We start from the raw sequence: 18,997 nt of genomic DNA on the forward strand, positions 1-18,997 counted from the left end.
ATATTTTTTCTGTTGATTTATAGAATTAGTTATAGTATATTTTCTAATAGATATATGAAGGAGGCTGGGGAGACATGCAGGATATTACAAAAGTCGCAGTCGATGCGATGGGCGGAGATAATGCACCAGCAGAGGTAGTAAAAGGTGCAGTCGATGCAGTTTCTACCCGCAATGATATTAAGGTTTTCCTGATCGGACAGGAAGATGCCGTGAAGGAAGAACTTGCAAAATATACTTATCCGGAGAATCAGATAGAGGTTGTCCATGCTCCGGAAGTAATTGAGATGGCAGAACCGCCGGTTATGGCGATCCGCAAGAAGAAGCAGTCCTCTATTGTTGTCGGAATGAACATGGTGAAGCAGAAGGAAGCAGACGCTTTTGTATCTGCTGGAAGTTCCGGTGCAATATTGGTGGGCGGACAGGTGATCGTTGGAAGAATTAAAGGCATTGAAAGACCACCACTGGCACCATTGATTCCGACAGAGAAGGGAGTATCACTGCTGATTGACTGTGGAGCAAATGTAGATGCAAGAGCGTCCCACCTTGTACAGTTTGCCAGGATGGGTTCCATATATATGGAGAGTGTGCTTGGAATCAAGAACCCGCGTGTGGCAATCGTAAATATCGGTGCAGAAGAGGAAAAAGGAAATGCACTTGTAAAGGAAACATTTCCGTTGTTAAAAGAATGCAGGGACATTAATTTTGTTGGAAGTATTGAGGCAAGAGAGATTCCTCATGGCGGAGCAGATGTAATCGTCTGTGAGGCATTTACGGGGAATGTGATATTAAAACTTTACGAAGGTCTCAGTGCTACACTGATCGGTGTGATTAAGCAGGGACTTATGAGCACACTAAAGAGTAAGATCGGTGCGGCTCTGGCTTTACCATCTTTGAAGAAGACTCTGAAAGCGTTTGACGCGAGCCAGTATGGTGGAGCTCCATTGCTTGGACTGAACGGTCTTGTAGTGAAGACACATGGAAGTTCCAAGGCGACAGAGATTACAAATTCAATTTTCCAGTGTGTCACATTTAAAAATGAGGATATCAATGGCAAAATTAAAGATAGAATTACAGACCAGCCGATTGAGCAGGATTAGAAAGGAATTGAACTATGGAATTTGAAAAATTAAAAGCGATTATCGTTGAGGTATTAAACGTGGATGAAAACGAAGTTTCAATGGAGTCTACATTCATTGATGACCTTGGAGCAGATTCTCTTGATGTTTTCCAGATCATTATGGGAATCGAAGAGGAATTTGATATCGAGATTCCAAATGAGGAAGCTGAGAAGATCGTTACCGTTGGAGATGCTGTTGAAGCAATCAAAAAAGCAGTAAACAATTAATCAATCTGGTACAAAAGAATGAATTATATGTCTGGATAAAGCCCTTTATCGAAAGGGCTTTTTCTGGATTTTAGCAGATCATTTATGAAAGAAATATGAGGAGAAATATATGTCAGCAAAATTAAAAGAATTTCAGGAGATGATAGGATATACTTTCCAGAATGAAGGACTTTTGCGACAGGCACTGACGCACAGTTCTTATGCCAATGAAAAACATATGAAAAAACTGTCTGATAATGAACGCCTTGAATTCCTGGGAGATGCAGTACTTGAAATTATATCCAGTGAATTCCTGTATCATAATTATTCAGACCTTCCAGAGGGAAAACTGACAACACTTCGTGCAAGTATTGTATGTGAGCCTACGCTTGCGTTATGTACGGAGCCGCTTGATCTTGGAAGTTATCTTTACCTTGGGAAGGGAGAGAATCTTACTGGCGGAAGACGAAGAAAATCCATTCTTTCCGATGCTTTGGAAGCAATTATCGGTGCTATTTATTTAGATGGTGGTTTTGCTAATGCAAAAGAGTTTGTGACGAAGTATATTCTCACAGATATTGAGCATAAAAAGCTCTTTTATGATAGCAAGACTATCCTGCAGGAAGTGATACAGGAAGAACATGAAAAACTGGTTTATGAGTTGATTGGCGAATCCGGACCGGATCATGATAAGAGCTTTACGGTAGAGGTGCGTATTGACGATAAGAAGATCAGTACGGGAACCGGTCACACCAAGAAAGCAGCAGAACAGGAGGCGGCATATCGCGCACTTCTTCTTCTGAAACCAGATATAAGGGAGTAAACTATGTATTTAAAAAGTCTGGAGATTCATGGCTTTAAGTCATTTGCCAATAAAATTGTATTCGAATTCCATAATGGAATCACCGGTATTGTCGGACCGAATGGCAGTGGTAAGAGTAATGTCGGTGATGCAGTCCGCTGGGTTCTGGGTGAACAGAGTGCAAAACAGCTCAGGGGAGCATCCATGCAGGATGTTATTTTCGCAGGAACAGAGAATCGAAAACCGCTCAGTTATGCCTATGTTGCAATCACGCTGGATAATTCGGATCATAAACTGGCAATTGATTTTGAAGAGGTCACGATCGCAAGACGCGTTTATCGTTCCGGGGAGAGTGAATATCTGATCAATGGAAGCCCATGCAGGTTGAAGGATGTATCGGAACTGTTTTATGATACGGGTATCGGTAAAGAGGGATACTCGATCATCGGACAGGGACAGATTGACCGCATCTTAAGTGGAAAGCCGGAGGAGAGACGTGAGTTATTTGATGAGGCAGCAGGTATCGTCAAATACAAAAAGAGAAAAAATACCGCGCAGAAAAAGCTGGAAGATGAAAGGGACAACCTGACACGTGTAAACGATATTCTTTCGGAACTGGAACGACAGGTTGGACCACTTGAAAGGCAGTCCGAAAAAGCAAAGACTTATCTGAAAAAGAAAGAGGAACTGAAACATTATGATGTCAACATGTTCCTCCTTGAAACAGACCGGATTGAATCGGAGCAGAAAGAAGCCGAAGAAAAATTCCAGATCGCAGATTCAGAACTGGAAGAAACAAAAGAAAGTTTTGAGAATGTCAAACGTGATTACGAAGAGATGGAACATGCAATCACGGAAATGGATGATCAGATTACCGATCTGCGTGAGAGACTGAATCAGGCAACTCTGATGAAAGGAAAACTGGAAGGACAGATCAATGTTCTGAATGAACAGATACATACAGCCGAAACCACGGATGAGCATCTGAAAGGAAGACTGGACGCCATTGATGCAGAAAAAGCAGAACGCGTACAGGCAAAGGATAATTATGTTCAGAAAAAGGAAGAACTGGATCTGAAAATAACGGATATCCTTGCAAAACGCGATGAAGTACAGGAAAAGCTCCTTTTAGTGCAGCAGGAAATCGAAACCTGCAATACGGGAATTGAAAAAGGAAAAAATGAGATCATTGAGCTTTTGAATAATAAAGCATCGATCAAAGCGCGTAAACAGCGTTTTGACACAATGACAGAACAGATCAATATCCGGAAGGCACAGCTGAATCAGAGACTTCTGGCAAGAAAAACGGAAGAGGCAGATCTTCAGAATGTACTTACCGGGTATTTAAAAGAACTGGAAGCTGCGAATCAGAGGCTGGAAGCATATCAGCAGAAAGAAAAAGAGCTTTCCGATAAGATAAAGAACTGGAAAGTCCGGTTGTCACAGACAGGACGTGAACTGGAAGAGACGCAGACCGGTTTTCACAAGCAGCAGTCAAGGCTGGATTCTTTGAAGAATATTGCAGAACGATATGATGGATATGGCAACAGTATCCGCAGAGTTATGGAACAAAAGAGTTCTAATCCGGGAATTCATGGTGTTGTTTCAGACCTGATCCAGACAGATAAAAGATACGAGATCGCCATTGAAACAGCGCTTGGCGGAAGCATCCAGAACATTGTGACGGAGGATGAAAACACAGCAAAGAAAATGATTGCCTATCTGAAAGAAAACCGTTATGGAAGGGCAACCTTTTTACCGCTTACCAGTGTACAGGGACGAGCAAATCCAAAACTGGAAGAGCATCTTGGCGAGGCCGGAGTGATCGGAATTGCGGACAGACTTGTAAAGTGTGAAGAGAAATATAAAGGGATCGCATCCCATCTGCTGGGAAGAATCCTTGTTGTGGACAATATTGATCATGCAACGTCTCTGGCAAGAAAAAACAGATATTCTTTAAATATCGTTACTTTGGAAGGGGAGCATTTAAGCCCAGGTGGTTCCATGACCGGTGGTGCGTTCCGTAATTCTAATAATCTTCTTGCGAGAAAACGAGAGATCGAGGAACTGGAGCATATTGTTTCAGAACTTTCCGGGAAGATGAAGGATCTGAAAAACCGTCAGGAAGAAATCCGGACGGCTGCAAGTCTTGCAGAGGATGATCTTGCGGAAATCAAAGAAGAACTTCAGAAACAGTATATTTTGCAGAATACGGCACAGATGAATTTTGACCGTGCCAAAGAACAGAGAAGTCAGAGTGAAAATGTATTTCATGGACTTCAGTCTGAGGTTGCAGAGATAGATCATCAGCTGGAAGAAATTGAGGCGAATAAAGCGAAGATCGATCAGGAGATTACCGATTCCAGATTGCGGGAAAAGGAGATCGAAGAAGAGAATACAGAATTCCAGAGCAGACTGGATGGATTATCTTCCAGGGAAAATACATTATCGCAGGAAGTTTCAACCATTCGTCTGGAAGAAGCGAATGTACGGCAGAGTCTTGATTTTGCAATGGAGAATATCCGGCGTTTAGATGCAGAAATCAGAAAATTTGATCAGGAACGTACCGAACTTGTGGAAAATGCACAGAATGCCAAAAATGATGTGCAGAAGAAACTGGATGATATTGAAGAAATCAAAAAGACGATCCAGGCTTCGGACAAAGCGCATGAAGAACTGGAAAAGACTCTTTCTGAGAGCCTTGTGAAAAAACAGGAGATGTCAGAAGCGCACAAAGGATTTTTCCAGAAACGTGAAGAAATTTCACGAAAAATGAATGATCTGGATAAGGAGATTTATCGTCTGAATTCACAGAGAGAAAAGCTGAAGGAAGCAGACGAAAAGCAGATCAATTACATGTGGGAAGAATATGAACTGACACCACATGCAGCAGCAGAACTTCGGGACGAGAATTATCAGGATCTTTCTGAAATTAAGAAAATGATATCAGAAATCCGGGATGAGATCCGCAAACTTGGTGATGTCAATGTGAATGCAATCGAAGAATTTAAAGAAGTGTCCGAACGATATACATTCCTAAAGACGCAGCATGATGATCTGATTGAGGCAGAGAAAACACTGATGGGAATCATTGAAGAGCTGGATACTGGAATGCGGAAGCAGTTCGCAGAAAAGTTCAAAGAAATCCAGACGGAATTTGATAAAACATTTAAGATGCTTTTCGGTGGTGGACATGGATCATTGGAACTTGTAGAAGAGGAAGATATTCTGGAATGCGGAATACGTATTATCGCACAGCCACCGGGAAAGAAGCTTCAGAATATGATGCAGTTGTCCGGTGGAGAGAAAGCACTTACTGCGATTGCACTGCTATTTGCAATCCAGGCACTGAAACCATCGCCGTTTTGTCTGCTCGATGAGATTGAGGCGGCACTTGATGATTCCAATGTCGGAAGATTTGCCAATTATCTGAATAAACTGACGGAGAATACGCAGTTTATTGTCATTACCCATCGACGTGGTACTATGGCGGCAGCAGACCGTCTGTATGGTATCACCATGCAGGAAAAAGGTGTTTCAACGTTAGTCTCTGTTAATCTGATCGAGAATGATCTGACGGAATAAAATAAATAAAAGGAACGGATAAGTATGAGTGAAGAAAAGAAAAAGGGCTTTTTTGGCAGACTTGTAGAAGGTCTGACAAAGACAAGAGACAATATTGTTTCCGGAATTGATTCTATTTTTAGTGGATTTTCCAATATTGATGATGATTTTTACGAGGAACTGGAAGAAATTCTGATCATGGGAGACCTCGGAGTGCATGCAACGGAGCAGATTCTTGATACACTGCGCCAGAAAGTAAAAGAACAGCATATCAAAGAACCTCATGAATGCAAGGAACTGCTGATTGAGAGCATCAAAGAGCAGATGCAGGTAGAAGAGACAGCATACCGTTTTGAAAATGAAAGATCTGTTGTTCTGGTTATCGGAGTGAACGGAGTTGGAAAGACAACAACCGTTGGAAAACTTGCCGGAAAGCTTAAAAGCCAGGGGAAAAAGGTTGTAATTGCAGGAGCGGATACATTCCGTGCAGCAGCCGGAGATCAGCTGAAAGAGTGGGCAAACCGTTCGGGTGTTGATATGATCGGTGGAACCGAGGGTGCTGATCCGGGCTCGGTTGTATATGATGCTACAGCAGCTGCAAAGGCAAGAAATGCAGATGTTCTTATTGTAGATACGGCGGGAAGACTTCATAACAAGAAGAATCTGATGAATGAGCTTGGAAAGATCAACCGGATTCTGGAAAAAGAATATCCGGATGTATATCGTGAAACACTGGTTGTTCTGGATGCAACAACAGGTCAGAATGCATTGGTACAGGCAAAGGAATTTTCGGAAGTTGCAGAGATAACAGGAATTGTTCTGACCAAAATGGATGGAACAGCAAAAGGTGGTATTGCGGTAGCAATTCAGTCAGAACTTTCTGTTCCGGTAAAATATATCGGAGTGGGTGAGACGATTGATGATCTCCAGAAATTTGATCCGGATGAGTTTGTAAATGCTTTATTTGACGTGAGAGAAGATTCGTAGTATGATCTTCATAATACAACTCTTTACCGGGGTAAAGAGATAAAGAATGAAAAGAGGGAGAATTATGTTGACATTGGATAAATTCGAGGAAGCCAGTGAAAAAGTCAAAGAGGTAACACTGGAAACCAAATTGATCTACAGTGATTTTTTGAGCGAACAGACTGGAAATAAGGTATATCTGAAGCCTGAAAATATGCAGTTTACTGGCGCTTATAAGGTGCGTGGAGCATATTATAAGATCAGCACATTGTCGGATGAAGAACGCGCAAAGGGACTGATTACAGCTTCGGCAGGCAATCATGCACAGGGTGTTGCATATGCGGCAAAATGTTATGGATGTAAGGCAGTCATTGTAATGCCGACAACAACACCGCTTATTAAGGTAAATCGTACAAAGAGTTATGGTGCTGAGGTGATTCTTTATGGAGATGTATACGATGAAGCCTGTGCACATGCATTAGAACTCGCAGAGAAAAAAGGATACACATTTATCCATCCATTCGATGATCCGGTTGTTGCAACCGGACAGGGAACCATTGCAATGGAGATTTTTAAAGAACTTCCACTTGTTGAATATATCCTTGTACCAATCGGAGGAGGCGGACTTGCAACTGGTGTTTCCACACTTGCAAAACTCTTAAATCCAAAGATTAAAGTCATCGGTGTGGAGCCGGCTGGTGCAAACTGTATGCAGGCGTCGTTTGCAGCGGGAAAAGTTACAACACTTCCAAGTGTTAATACGATTGCGGACGGTACAGCAGTAAAGACACCGGGAAGCAAAATTTTCCCATATATCCAGAAAAACCTTGATGAGATTATTACAGTTGACGATGATGAACTGATCGTTGCGTTCCTTGACATGGTTGAGAACCATAAGATGATCGTTGAGAACTCCGGTCTTCTTACTGTTGCAGCACTCAAACATCTCGACGTGAAGGACAAACGTGTTGTATCCATCTTAAGTGGTGGTAACATGGATGTGATTACCATGTCATCTGTGGTACAGCAGGGACTTATTTTCAGAGATCGTATTTTCACTGTGTCCGTATTACTTCCGGACAAGCCGGGTGAACTTTCAAAAGTTGCGGATACGATCGCAAAAGAACAGGGAAATGTAATCAAGCTTGAGCATAACCAGTTCGTTTCAACAAACAGAAATGTGGCAGTGGAACTGCGTATTACATTGGAGTCTTTTGGAACGGATCATAAAAAACAGATTCTGAAAGCACTTGAAAAAGCCGGATACAAACCAAAGCTTGTACGTACAAATTTATAAAAAATGCAGGTGTCAAGAAAAAATACTTGACACCTGTTTTTCTTTGTGATAATCTATGCAAGGTGACTGACATGGAAGAGAAAGTAGAACAGACATATTTATATGATTTTTATGGCGAACTGCTGAACGAACATCAGCGCCAGATATATGAGGATTTTGTTTTGAACGATCTTTCCCTTGGAGAGATTGCATCGGAAGAAGGAATCAGCAGACAGGGTGTCAGCGATATGATCCGGCGGTGCACAAAGAAACTCGAAGAATATGAGGCGAAGCTTCACCTTGTGAAGAAGTTCCTTTCGGTGAAGAAAGATATTGCCCAGATTCATGATCTGACAGGAGAATTTTACAAAACAAAGAATCCGGATATTATGAATGAGATAGAAACGATTTCAAATCAGATACTAGAGGAGCTCTAATATGGCATTTGACAGTTTATCAGAAAAACTGCAGAACGTATTCCGGAATCTCCGCAGCAAGGGAAGACTTACTGAGGATGATGTCAAAGCAGCACTGAAGGAAGTTAAGATGGCTTTACTGGAAGCTGATGTTAACTTTAAAGTTGTGAAACAGTTCACAAAGAGTGTGCAGGAGCGTGCGATTGGTCAGGATGTCATGAACGGTCTGAACCCGGGACAGATGGTGATTAAGATCGTAAATGAAGAAATGGTCAAGCTCATGGGCTCTGAGACAACGGAACTTGCGTTTCGTCCGGGAAAAGAACTGACCGTGATCATGATGGTTGGTCTTCAGGGTGCTGGTAAGACAACTACTACAGCCAAAATAGCCGGAAAGCTGAAATTAAAAGGCAAGAAAACACTGCTTGCCGCGTGTGATGTTTATCGTCCTGCTGCGATTGAACAGTTGCAGATCAACGGAGAGAAACAGGGCGTGGAAGTGTTCACAATGGGTGATAAAAATAAACCGGTGAACATTGCAAAAGCTGCTGTCGAACATGCACGTAAGAATGAATTTAATGTGCTTATCATCGATACCGCCGGAAGACTTCATGTGGATGAAGATATGATGGCGGAACTCGAAGAGATAAAAGAACAGGTTGATGTATTCCAGACAGTACTTGTTGTTGATGCAATGACAGGACAGGATGCAGTCAACGTTGCCGGAACTTTCGATGAGAAGATTGGAATTGACGGCGTAATACTTACGAAACTGGATGGTGATACCAGAGGTGGTGCGGCACTTTCTATCCGCGCTGTAACCGGAAAACCAATCCTTTATGTAGGTATGGGAGAGAAACTCTCAGATCTTGAGCAGTTTTATCCAGATCGAATGGCGTCCCGTATCCTTGGTATGGGCGATGTGCTTTCGATGATTGAGAAAGCACAGGAGAATATTGACGAAGAGAAAGCCAAAGAACTCGAACAGAAGATGCGCAAAAACGAATTTGATTTTGATATGTATCTTGAATCTATGAGTCAGATGCGCAAAATGGGAGGTTTTTCTTCATTGCTCGGAATGCTTCCGGGAATGGGGCTTGGCAATGGCAAGATGCCGGATATCGATACCGATGAGGCGGAGAAATCCCTTGCCAGAACAGAGGCAATCATCCATTCGATGACGAAGAAGGAGAGAACAAATCCTTCACTGCTTAATCCAAGTAGAAAACAGCGTATTGCAAAAGGCGCTGGTGTGGATATTTCAGAAGTCAACCGTCTGGTCAAACAGTTTGAACAGATGAAGAAGATGATGAAGAAAATGCCTGGTATGATGGGCGGTAAACGTGGTAAAAGAGGAATGTTCAAAGGACTTCCTTTTTAAATAAAATTTAGCAAACCTATGAGGAGGTGACAGTAATGGCAGTTAAGATCAGATTAAGAAGAATGGGACAGAAAAAGGCTCCTTTCTATAGAATCGTAGTAGCAGATTCCAGATCCCCAAGAGATGGAAGATGTATCGAAGAGATCGGAACTTATGATCCAACAAAAGATCCTAGCGAATATCATGTAAATGAGGAATTAGCTAAAAAATGGTTAGCAAACGGCGCTCAGCCTACAGAAACCGTTAGCAGAATTTTCAAGAAAGCTGGTATCGAGAAATAGGATTCGTGAGGTGGACGTAATGAAAGAATTGGTAGAAGTAATTGCAAAATCACTAGTCGATTACCCGGATGAGGTAGTTGTTACTCAGACCGAGAATGAGAAAGCAATTGTTTTGGAATTACGTGTTGCACAGTCTGATATGGGCAAAGTGATCGGTAAACAGGGAAGAATTGCGAAAGCAATTCGTGCTGTTGTAAAAGCCGCAGCCTCAAAAGAAGACAAAAAGGTTATTGTAGAGATTCTGCAGTAATCTTCTAAGCCGTCTCGTTTTCGGGACGGCTTTTTTCTTAGTTTATAAAAAAAGAATTTTCTTATAAATGAAGAAAGCTTTGCATGGATGCAGCTCGAAAGTAAATAAGGGAACAGGAGAAAAGTATGGAAAATTTATTGCAGGTTGGTGTGATCACTACCACACATGGAATTCGCGGTGAAGTGAAAGTGTTTCCAACGACAGATGATCCAAAGCGATTCCTTGATTTGAAAAATGTAATACTGGATGATGGAAAAACAACGCTTGATCTTGAAATTCAGAATGTGAAATTCTTTAAGAATCTGGTCATTCTGAAATTTAAAGGGATAGATAATATAAATGATATTGAAAAATATAAAAAAGCAGGACTGTATGTAACAAGAGAAGATGCGGTAGAACTTGAAGAAGATGAGTATTTTATTGCAGATCTGATCGGAATGGATGTTATCTCGGACGAAGGAGAGCAGCTGGGCACGATATCTGATGTTTTACAGACTGGTGCAAACGATGTATATGTGATCAGCAGCAAGGGACAAAAAGACCTGCTTCTTCCAGCAATCCACGAATGTATTCTGGATGTAAATGTGGAAGAACACACAATGAAAGTGCATTTGATGCCGGGATTAAGAGATTAACAGAGGGATGATCATGAATTTTCATATTTTAACGCTTTTTCCGGAAATGGTGATGCAGGGGCTTATGACAAGCATAACCGGAAGGGCGGCAGAACAGAATTATATAGGGATAGAAGCTGTCAATATCAGGGATTTCAGTCAGAATAAGCACAAAAAGGTGGATGATTATCCTTATGGTGGCGGAGCTGGAATGCTGATGCAGGCACAGCCGGTGTTTGATGCCTGCCAGAGTGTGTTTGATCGGATACCGGAGAATCACAGGAAGAGAGTAATCTATGTCACTCCGCAGGGAACACCGTTTAACCAGGATATGGCAGCGGAACTGGCAGAAAATGATGATCTTGTTTTTCTCTGCGGTCATTATGAGGGAATTGATGAACGTGTGCTTGAGGAAGTCGTCACAGACTATGTATCCATTGGTGACTATGTGCTGACTGGGGGTGAGCTCGCTGCGATGGTCATGGTGGATGCCGTTGCAAGACTGGTTCCAGGGGTCTTAAATAATGAGATGTCGGCAGAAACGGAATCGTTCCATCAGGATCTTTTGGAATATCCACAGTATTCAAGACCGGAAATCTGGCATGAAAAGAGTGTGCCAAAGGTTTTGCTGTCCGGAAATCAAAAAGAGATCGATGCATGGAGACTGCAGGCGTCAATCGGGCGTACAAAAGACAGAAGGCCTGACCTGTATAAGCGTTATGAAGAACTTCAGGAATGCAAAGACATTCTGATGAAACAGAAGCTTCTGCATATTGATATGATTGAGGCAATCAACAGAGGACGGGCAAAACTGGTTGCACGTGAAGGGGCAAACATTCTTCTTATGGAACCTAAGAGCCATGTGTATTATTTTACAGCGCTGGATGAAACCGCAGATCCGATGGAGGTTTTCCGCGGACTTTCTGAGAAGAAGAGAGAAGATATTGATCTTTTGGTGCTTCATCAGGAGCAGCCGGTAGACGATCTTTCCGATTTCCTTGGGATGAATCTTCTGTTCGGATGTAGACAGGTTGTTTATACGAGACGGGAACAACTGCCAATCAGTGGTCTTTACAGAGGAGATGGACAGCCAACGGAGCAGGGGTTAGTGATTCGTCCGCTCACGTTTGCACACCTGAAAACTGTTTGCGACCATTATGAACATATGGATGATGCGGTATACATAAAGAACCGGATTGCAAGTGGTGAAATGTTTGGAGCATTTGTAGATGGACAGCTTGCAGGTTTTATTGGAACCCATGAAGAAGGCAGTATCGGTCTTCTGGAGGTTCTTCCGGAATATCGCGGCCGGAAAATTGGAAAAGCACTGGAAACTTATATGATCAATTATTCACTCAGACTGGGACACATCCCTTACGGACAGGTAATTGAGGGGAATGACCGCTCGATGAAACTGCAGGAATCATTGGGACTTTATACTTCAAAGAGTACTGTATACTGGATGGAAAAGCCGGAAGAAAATAATTAAAAAACAGCTTGCTTTTGCAGTTGATTTATGATAGATTATTAATGTTGTGAATAAAAGTGATGGTCCTCTGTTGCACAGATTGCATTAAGAACATCAAAATAATAGGAGGTCACAAAATGAACGCAAGTGAAATTATTAAGAACATTGAAGCAGAACAGTTAAGAGCAGACGCTCTTGAGTTCAACGTTGGTGATACTGTAAAAGTTTACGGTAAAATCAAAGAGGGAAACCGTGAAAGAATCCAGGTTTTCGAAGGCGTTGTATTAAAGAAACAGGGCGGAAGCAACCGTGCTACTTTCACTGTTAGAAAAATCTCTAACGGTGTAGGTGTTGAGAAGACATGGCCATTACATTCTCCAAACGTAGAGAAAGTTGAAGTTGTACGTAAAGGTAAAGTAAGACGTGCAAAACTTTACTACTTAAGAGATCGTATCGGTAAAGCAGCAAAGGTTAAAGAGTTAGTAAAATAAGACTGGCTTCAAAGGGTGGATGCTTCGGCATTCGCCCTTTTTTTTTCACCTGAATTATAGTACAATAGACAATGTAATTTACGCAGTTAGGAGATAAAACCGTGAGCAGACGAAGCAATGGACTGAACTTTAACCGGAGGAGAAGAAAGTTTAATCTGCCTCTTTTCAAGGAAATCATAACATGGACGATTGCAATCGCAATTACCGTTTTTCTGGCATTTGTAACGGTATATTTCTTTGGACTTCGGACAACCGTTGTAGGACAGGCGATGGAAAGTACCCTGTCTAACGGGGATAATATTCTGATTAACCGTTTTGGATATATGCTTGGAAAACCAAAGCAGGATGATGTTGTGGTGTTTTTGCCGAACGGCAATGAAAAATCACATTATTACGTGAGACGTGTTGTTGCGGTTCCGGGAGATACAGTTCAGATCAAAGATGGTGCAGTATACGTGAATGATGAACTTTATAACGTGCCGTCAGGAGTAGCATCCATTGATGATCCGGGGCTTGCCGCAGATCCGATTACTTTAGGGGATGATGAGTATTTTGTACTTGGAGATAACCGGAACAATAGTGAAGACAGCAGATATGCCAATATTGGCAATATCAAAGAAGAATATGTTATAGGAAAAGCCTGGTATCGTATCACGTCATTTGGCGATATGGGGCGGATCCACTAGAATAAAGGAGACAATTATGAATTTTCAATGGTACCCGGGGCATATGACAAAGGCAAAACGTCAGATGCAGGAAGATATGAAACTGATCGACCTTGTGATCGAACTTGTGGATGCAAGAATTCCGCTTAGCAGCCGCAATCCGGATATTGATGATCTTGGGAAAAATAAATATCGTCTGATTCTGATGAACAAATCCGATCTTGCAGACAGAAAACAGACAGAAGCCTGGAGCAGCTATTTCCGAAGCAGGGGCTTTTTCGTGGTATGCCTGGATGCAAGAAGTAAAAACGGTATGAAAAATGTTACAGACGTAATTATGGAAGCATGCAAAGAAAAGATGGAGCGTGACAGAAAGCGTGGAATAAAGAACCGTCCTGTCCGGGCTATGGTTGTAGGAATTCCGAATGTCGGTAAGTCGACATTTATTAATTCGTATGCAGGAAAGGCATGTGCAAAAACAGGAAACAAACCAGGTGTGACCAAAGGAAAACAATGGATCCGCCTGAATAAGAATGTAGAACTTTTAGATACGCCGGGAATTCTCTGGCCAAAATTTGAAGATCAGATGGTAGGACTTCGTCTGGCACTGATCGGTTCCATCAAGGATGAGATCCTGAATACAGACGAGCTTGCAATTGAACTTATCCATATACTGACAGGTATGTATCCGGGTGTCTTAAAGGATCGTTATGGCGTTGACGAAGAACAGAAAGATACAGATATTCTCTGTGAGATAGCGGAGAAACGAAACTGTCTTTCAAAAGGAAATGAACTTGATTACAGTAAGGCAGCAACGCTTTTGATTGATGAATTTCGTAGTGGAAAACTCGGAAAAATCACATTGGAAATAGTAAAATAACGGAAATCGCAGATGGGGGAAGGCAATGGGACTTCGGACAATTCGTAAAATTTTAGGGACGATATTGTATTTTCTTGGTATTTTTGTGGCAGCATGGCTGATCGTGCATTTTGTTGCCCAGCGTACGGTTGTGGATGGTCCGTCGATGGAGACAACCTTATATGATGGAGACAATCTGATCATCGATAAGATCAGTTATCGTTTTGAAGATCCAAAACGCTTTGATATTATTGTTTTTCCATTTCAATATAAAGAAAACACGTTCTATATCAAAAGAATTATCGGACTTCCGGGAGAAACGGTATCGATCACTGAAAATGGAATCATCATGATCAACGGAGAACCACTTCAGGAATCTTACGGAAAAGAAGTGATCCGTGATCCGGGAATGGCGAAAGATCCGATTACATTGAGTGATGGAGAATATTTTGTTCTGGGAGACAATCGGAATAACAGCAGTGACAGCAGGGATCCATCGGTTGGTATTATAAAACGTTCTGATATAGTGGGCAGGGCATTTATGCGGTTATATCCGTTTGACCGAATTGGATTTTTGAATAAGAATGCATGAGGAGCAGGAAATGGAACAAAAGACAATCGGAGAGATCAGGGAGTTGTTTGCCGGGACAAAAACAGAGCAGCTTCCTGATATCATAGAAGCGTATCAGGAGGATAAGAGGAGCGGAGTACAAAAGCTTGTAGAACAGGCGAAGAAGCGTATTCATAAGCTTGAGGCGGAAAAAGAACGCATCTGGAATCTTCAGAAGTTTGAAAGAGAATACAGTGATTATCATTACATCTGTGGAATAGATGAGGTGGGACGTGGACCGCTTGCAGGTCCGGTAGTGGCAGGAGCCGTGATTCTTCCAAAAGACTGTGATATTTTGTATATCAATGATTCCAAAAAACTGTCTGCAGCAAAAAGAGAAGAACTGTATGACGAGATCATGCAGAAGGCAGTGGCAACAGGAATTGGAATGGTCTCACCAGCAAGAATAGATGAGATTAATATTCTGCAGGCAACCTATGAGGCGATGCATCAGGCTATTATGCAGCTGAAAACGGCACCTGATCTGCTTTTGAACGATGCGGTTACCATACCGGGGATTAAAATTAGACAGGTTCCGATTATCAAAGGAGACGCGAAAAGTATTTCCATTGGTGCGGCGAGCATTATTGCAAAGGTAACAAGAGACCGGTTGATGGAGGAATATGATAAAATCCTTCCTGGATATGGGTTTGCATCCAATAAAGGATATGGATCTGCAGAGCATATAGAGGCTTTAAAGCGCCTGGGACCGACACCAATCCACAGAGCAACCTTTATCCGGAATTTTATCGAAACGGGAGCGTGATAGAATATGCAGATATCCGATTTGTTGGGACAGTATACACAAAATACGCAGACTGCAGTTTCTGATTCATCAGGCGTAAAGAGTGTGGAACAGCTTGTTTCCACAATCCGGGAGATGGCAGCAGGAACTATTTTTGAAGGTACGATCAACGAAATCCAGAATGGACAGGTTCTTCTTGGACTGTCAAATGGAGAACAGATTTCTGCAAGAATGGATGGTCAGGTTGCACTTATGAAAGGGCAGTCTATGTTCTTTCAGGTGAAAGCAAACGATGGGACGACTGTAGCAATCCGGCCTTTTATGATCGACGGACAGTCTGGTAATCTGACACTATATGATGCTCTGAAAGCGGCTGGTCTTCCGGCTGATTCCAGAAATCTGAACATGGTCAATGGGATGATGCAGGAACAGCTCCCAATCGATAAGGGACATCTTTGGGATATGGCAAGACTGGTTCAGAAATATCCGGATGCAGATTTGCAGACAATCATCCAGATGACAAAATTAAATCTTCCGGTCACAGAAGAGAATCTGTCCCAGTTTGAAAATTATCGTATGGACGAACGAAATATTCAGACAAAGATGGAACAGGTCATAGAACAGCTTCCGGAAGTAATGGATCATCCCAATACTGCAACTGGAAAGTTAGCTGACCAGAGTGCTAAGATCCTTATGGTTATTGCGGGAAACGAAATGCAGGAAACGGAAACGATGACATCAGCCCCGCAGAACAATCATACACAAACACAGACGGCAGTCATGCAGCAGGCAGCAGCACAGCAGGAATACATATCAGAACCGCTGGTATCCAGGGATGTTTTACAAAAACTGATTCCACAGCTGGAAAACATCGGTATGGATTGTACGGAATTTGAAAATATGCTGGAAGGAAAAACGGATGTCACAAATTCAGATGTTGTAAATCCAGATATTGTAAATATGGATACTGCAAGTGCAGATACTGGTATGTCAGATACGGATTTTCTGCGACAACTGGCTGAATTTTTGAAATCTCCGGATACGCAGAGTGCAATACCACGAAAGGCATTGCAGGCACTTTGGAGTGGCAGGGAACTGCAGGGCATTTTGAAAGAAACATTGGAGAGCCAGTGGGAACTGCGCCCGCAGGATCTGACAAAAGAACATTCAGTGAGACAGTTATATGAAAGACTGGACAGACAGATGCAGCAGTTGGAAGAAATGGTGAAAGCACAGGGAAACACACATTCCGGACTGGAACAGACGGTTGCTGATATCCGCGCAAATGTTAATTTTATGGACCAGATCAATCAGGTATATCACTATGTCCAGCTTCCTCTCAGAATGTCAGGACAGAGTGCAAACGGTGAATTATATGTATATACAAATAAAAAGGCATTACAGGAGTCAGATCGGGAGATTACTGCGTTTTTACATCTGGATATGGAACATCTTGGTTCTACAGATGTTTCACTTCGACTGTGGCAGAAGGAGATAACAACCAATTTTTACATAGAAGATGATCTGTCGTATGCGGTGCTGTGCGAACATCTTCCGGAACTTGAGAAGCGCCTCGAAGAAAAGGGATATACGTGTAATCTTAAAGTGACGAATGAGGCAAAGAAGATTGAATTTGTGGATGATTTTCTGAAAAAAGATCAGCCACCGACAGGAAAACTGAGAAGATATTCATTTGATATGAGGGCGTAGAGCAATGGAAGAGAAAAAAGACAGAACTGCGGTTGCAATTGCATATGATCCGGATGACGCGGCACCTAGAATTCTGGCAGCCGGAAAAGGGCAGGTTGCGGATCGGATTATTGAGAGCGCAAAAGAAAATGAAGTTCCATTATATAAAGATCATAAGCTGGCAGATACATTATCCAGACTGAAAATCGGAGAAATGATCCCGCCAGAGCTATATTCGGTTGTTGCGGAGATACTGGTATTTGTAGATGATATGGATCGGATGAAGGAAAAAATCGAGCATAAAATGTAAGAAATGCAATGGGGGATAAATGAATAAAAGAAGGATCGGGGCAGAATATGAACAGATTGCAGCAGATTATCTGACGGAAAACGGATATCAGATTGTAGAACGGAATTTCAGAAACCGGTTTGGAGAGATTGACATTATTGCGAAGGACGCAGAATATCTGGTGTTTGTAGAAGTGAAATTCCGTGGCAGCCAAAGCTTTGGAACTCCGGTGGAAGCTGTGGATTTCAGAAAACAGAGGATCATAACCAAGGTAGCATGGTACTATTTGCTGACACATGGAGGGAATGAATGGACACCGTGCAGGTTTGATGTACTCGCAATCACAGGAAATACGATCAGACTGTATCAGAATGCATTTGAGGCATATCATAAATAGAAATAATAAGGAACAGGAAGTAAAATGCAATATCAGGATTTTAAGAAAAAGAATAGCGGTGAGCCACTCATGCTTGTGAAAAAAGAATTGAAATGTGGTGGAAATCTGCCACTTTTAAAATTTCGCATGCTTGAAGAGTGTGGAATTGTAGAGCATTGCTTTACAACAAGAGAGGGAGGCGCAAGCAACGGAATTTTCTCCTCGATGAATCTTAGCTTTACACGGGGGGATAACGAGGAAGCCGTACGTGAGAATTATGAGAGGCTGGCTGAGGCACTCTCTGTTTCCGTCGGGGATTTTGTACTTACGGAGCAGACACATACGACAAATGTGATAAGAGTTGGTGCACAGGATAAAGGAAAAGGAATTTTAAAAGAAAGAGATTATCATGATGTGGATGGACTTGTAACAAATGAACCAGGAGTTGTGCTTTCCACTTTTTTTGCAGATTGTGTACCGCTTTATTTTGTGGACCCGGTTCACAGAGCAATCGGAATGAGCCATTCCGGATGGCGTGGAACGGTAAAACGTATGGGACTTGCTACAATCCGGAAAATGCATGAGGAATTTGGCACAGATCCGGAATCGGTTCTTGCAGTAATTGGACCGTCAATCTGCCAGGATTGTTACGAGGTGAGTGAAGATGTGGCAGAAGAATTTAAACGCGCATTCCCTGGAAAAGAGGATGTGATCCTGTTGGATAAACAGAATGGAAAATATCAGCTGGATCTCTGGAAAGCGAATGAAATTGTACTTTTAGAGGCAGGCGTTTGTCCGGCGCATCTTGCGGTAACGAATGTTTGCACCTGCTGCAATCCGGATCTGCTGTTTTCACATCGTGCAAGCCATGGAAAACGTGGCAATCTTGGTGCATTTATGTATATAAAGAAGAAATCATAAGAAATGAGGT

21 protein-coding genes and 1 pseudogene are annotated in these 18,997 nt (G+C 42.2%); all 22 read left to right on the forward strand.

The genetic code is table 11. The features are described from left to right. Positions 1–74: 74 nt before the first annotated feature. The 22 genes and pseudogenes from plsX (at position 75) to pgeF (ending at position 18,987) form a co-directional block, all read left to right on the forward strand. Complete coding sequence (gene plsX / locus FYJ75_RS00580; RefSeq protein ID WP_154427778.1) at positions 75–1,097, forward strand: phosphate acyltransferase PlsX; 1,023 nt, start codon at positions 75–77, stop codon at positions 1,095–1,097. Between the two features lie 14 nt (positions 1,098–1,111). Then, a complete protein-coding gene (gene acpP / locus FYJ75_RS00585; RefSeq protein WP_154427780.1) occupies positions 1,112–1,345 on the forward strand; it encodes an acyl carrier protein in 234 nt (77 codons plus the stop codon). Between the two features lie 109 nt (positions 1,346–1,454). Beyond that, the gene (rnc, locus tag FYJ75_RS00590) at positions 1,455–2,147 is read left to right on the forward strand and encodes a ribonuclease III (protein ID WP_154427782.1); all 693 of its coding nucleotides are present in this window, start codon (positions 1,455–1,457) and stop codon (positions 2,145–2,147) included. Positions 2,148–2,150: 3 nt separating this feature from the next. Further along, positions 2,151–5,711 (forward strand): chromosome segregation protein SMC, encoded by a 3,561-nt coding sequence (smc, locus tag FYJ75_RS00595; RefSeq protein ID WP_154427784.1) that lies wholly within the window; start codon positions 2,151–2,153, stop codon positions 5,709–5,711. A 24-nt stretch (positions 5,712–5,735) separates the two neighbouring features. Then, positions 5,736–6,677, forward strand: coding sequence for a signal recognition particle-docking protein FtsY (gene ftsY, locus FYJ75_RS00600; protein WP_154427785.1), 942 nt, complete (start codon positions 5,736–5,738; stop codon positions 6,675–6,677). A gap of 64 nt (positions 6,678–6,741) precedes the next feature. Next, positions 6,742–7,953: a threonine ammonia-lyase gene (ilvA, locus tag FYJ75_RS00605; RefSeq protein WP_154427786.1), complete on the forward strand. Its 1,212-nt coding sequence runs from the start codon at positions 6,742–6,744 to the stop codon at positions 7,951–7,953. A 71-nt stretch (positions 7,954–8,024) separates the two neighbouring features. After that, positions 8,025–8,369 (forward strand): YlxM family DNA-binding protein, encoded by a 345-nt coding sequence (gene ylxM, locus FYJ75_RS00610; protein ID WP_154427787.1) that lies wholly within the window; start codon positions 8,025–8,027, stop codon positions 8,367–8,369. 1 nt (position 8,370) lies between these two features. Next, on the forward strand, positions 8,371–9,729 hold the full coding sequence (gene ffh / locus FYJ75_RS00615) for a signal recognition particle protein (RefSeq protein WP_154427788.1): 1,359 nt from the start codon (positions 8,371–8,373) through the stop codon (positions 9,727–9,729). A gap of 35 nt (positions 9,730–9,764) precedes the next feature. Next, positions 9,765–10,010 carry a 30S ribosomal protein S16 gene (gene rpsP / locus FYJ75_RS00620; RefSeq protein WP_154427790.1) on the forward strand — a complete coding sequence of 82 codons (246 nt, stop codon included), beginning with the start codon at positions 9,765–9,767 and terminating at the stop codon, positions 10,008–10,010. Between the two features lie 19 nt (positions 10,011–10,029). Continuing rightward, a complete protein-coding gene (locus tag FYJ75_RS00625) occupies positions 10,030–10,260 on the forward strand; it encodes a KH domain-containing protein (protein WP_154427792.1) in 231 nt (76 codons plus the stop codon). A gap of 125 nt (positions 10,261–10,385) precedes the next feature. Then, a complete protein-coding gene (gene rimM, locus FYJ75_RS00630; RefSeq protein ID WP_154427794.1) occupies positions 10,386–10,895 on the forward strand; it encodes a ribosome maturation factor RimM in 510 nt (169 codons plus the stop codon). A gap of 13 nt (positions 10,896–10,908) precedes the next feature. Beyond that, positions 10,909–11,598, forward strand: a pseudogene (trmD, locus tag FYJ75_RS14985) (tRNA (guanosine(37)-N1)-methyltransferase TrmD); the annotation flags it as partial. A gap of 441 nt (positions 11,599–12,039) precedes the next feature. Continuing rightward, entirely contained in the window at positions 12,040–12,363 is a 324-nt protein-coding gene (locus tag FYJ75_RS14990; RefSeq protein ID WP_456300121.1) for a GNAT family N-acetyltransferase, read from the forward strand. Between the two features lie 116 nt (positions 12,364–12,479). Then, entirely contained in the window at positions 12,480–12,833 is a 354-nt protein-coding gene (gene rplS, locus FYJ75_RS00640; RefSeq protein WP_154427796.1) for a 50S ribosomal protein L19, read from the forward strand. Between the two features lie 101 nt (positions 12,834–12,934). Then, entirely contained in the window at positions 12,935–13,519 is a 585-nt protein-coding gene (gene lepB, locus FYJ75_RS00645; protein WP_328596800.1) for a signal peptidase I, read from the forward strand. A gap of 16 nt (positions 13,520–13,535) precedes the next feature. After that, a complete protein-coding gene (gene ylqF / locus FYJ75_RS00650) occupies positions 13,536–14,378 on the forward strand; it encodes a ribosome biogenesis GTPase YlqF (RefSeq protein ID WP_154427798.1) in 843 nt (280 codons plus the stop codon). A 25-nt stretch (positions 14,379–14,403) separates the two neighbouring features. Then, positions 14,404–14,949: a signal peptidase I gene (gene lepB, locus FYJ75_RS00655; protein ID WP_154427800.1), complete on the forward strand. Its 546-nt coding sequence runs from the start codon at positions 14,404–14,406 to the stop codon at positions 14,947–14,949. Positions 14,950–14,959: 10 nt separating this feature from the next. Next, a complete protein-coding gene (locus FYJ75_RS00660; protein WP_154427802.1) occupies positions 14,960–15,733 on the forward strand; it encodes a ribonuclease HII in 774 nt (257 codons plus the stop codon). 6 nt (positions 15,734–15,739) lie between these two features. Beyond that, the gene (gene fliK / locus FYJ75_RS00665; RefSeq protein WP_154427804.1) at positions 15,740–17,422 is read left to right on the forward strand and encodes a flagellar hook-length control protein FliK; all 1,683 of its coding nucleotides are present in this window, start codon (positions 15,740–15,742) and stop codon (positions 17,420–17,422) included. A 4-nt stretch (positions 17,423–17,426) separates the two neighbouring features. Continuing rightward, complete coding sequence (locus FYJ75_RS00670; RefSeq protein ID WP_154427806.1) at positions 17,427–17,711, forward strand: EscU/YscU/HrcU family type III secretion system export apparatus switch protein; 285 nt, start codon at positions 17,427–17,429, stop codon at positions 17,709–17,711. A 19-nt stretch (positions 17,712–17,730) separates the two neighbouring features. Continuing rightward, positions 17,731–18,087, forward strand: coding sequence for a YraN family protein (locus FYJ75_RS00675; RefSeq protein ID WP_154427808.1), 357 nt, complete (start codon positions 17,731–17,733; stop codon positions 18,085–18,087). A gap of 24 nt (positions 18,088–18,111) precedes the next feature. After that, positions 18,112–18,987 (forward strand): peptidoglycan editing factor PgeF, encoded by an 876-nt coding sequence (gene pgeF, locus FYJ75_RS00680; RefSeq protein ID WP_154427810.1) that lies wholly within the window; start codon positions 18,112–18,114, stop codon positions 18,985–18,987. The last annotated feature ends 10 nt before the right edge of the window (positions 18,988–18,997 follow it).

Origin of the sequence: Roseburia porci (genome assembly GCF_009695765.1) — a bacterium.
Lineage (GTDB): Bacteria > Bacillota > Clostridia > Lachnospirales > Lachnospiraceae > Roseburia > Roseburia porci.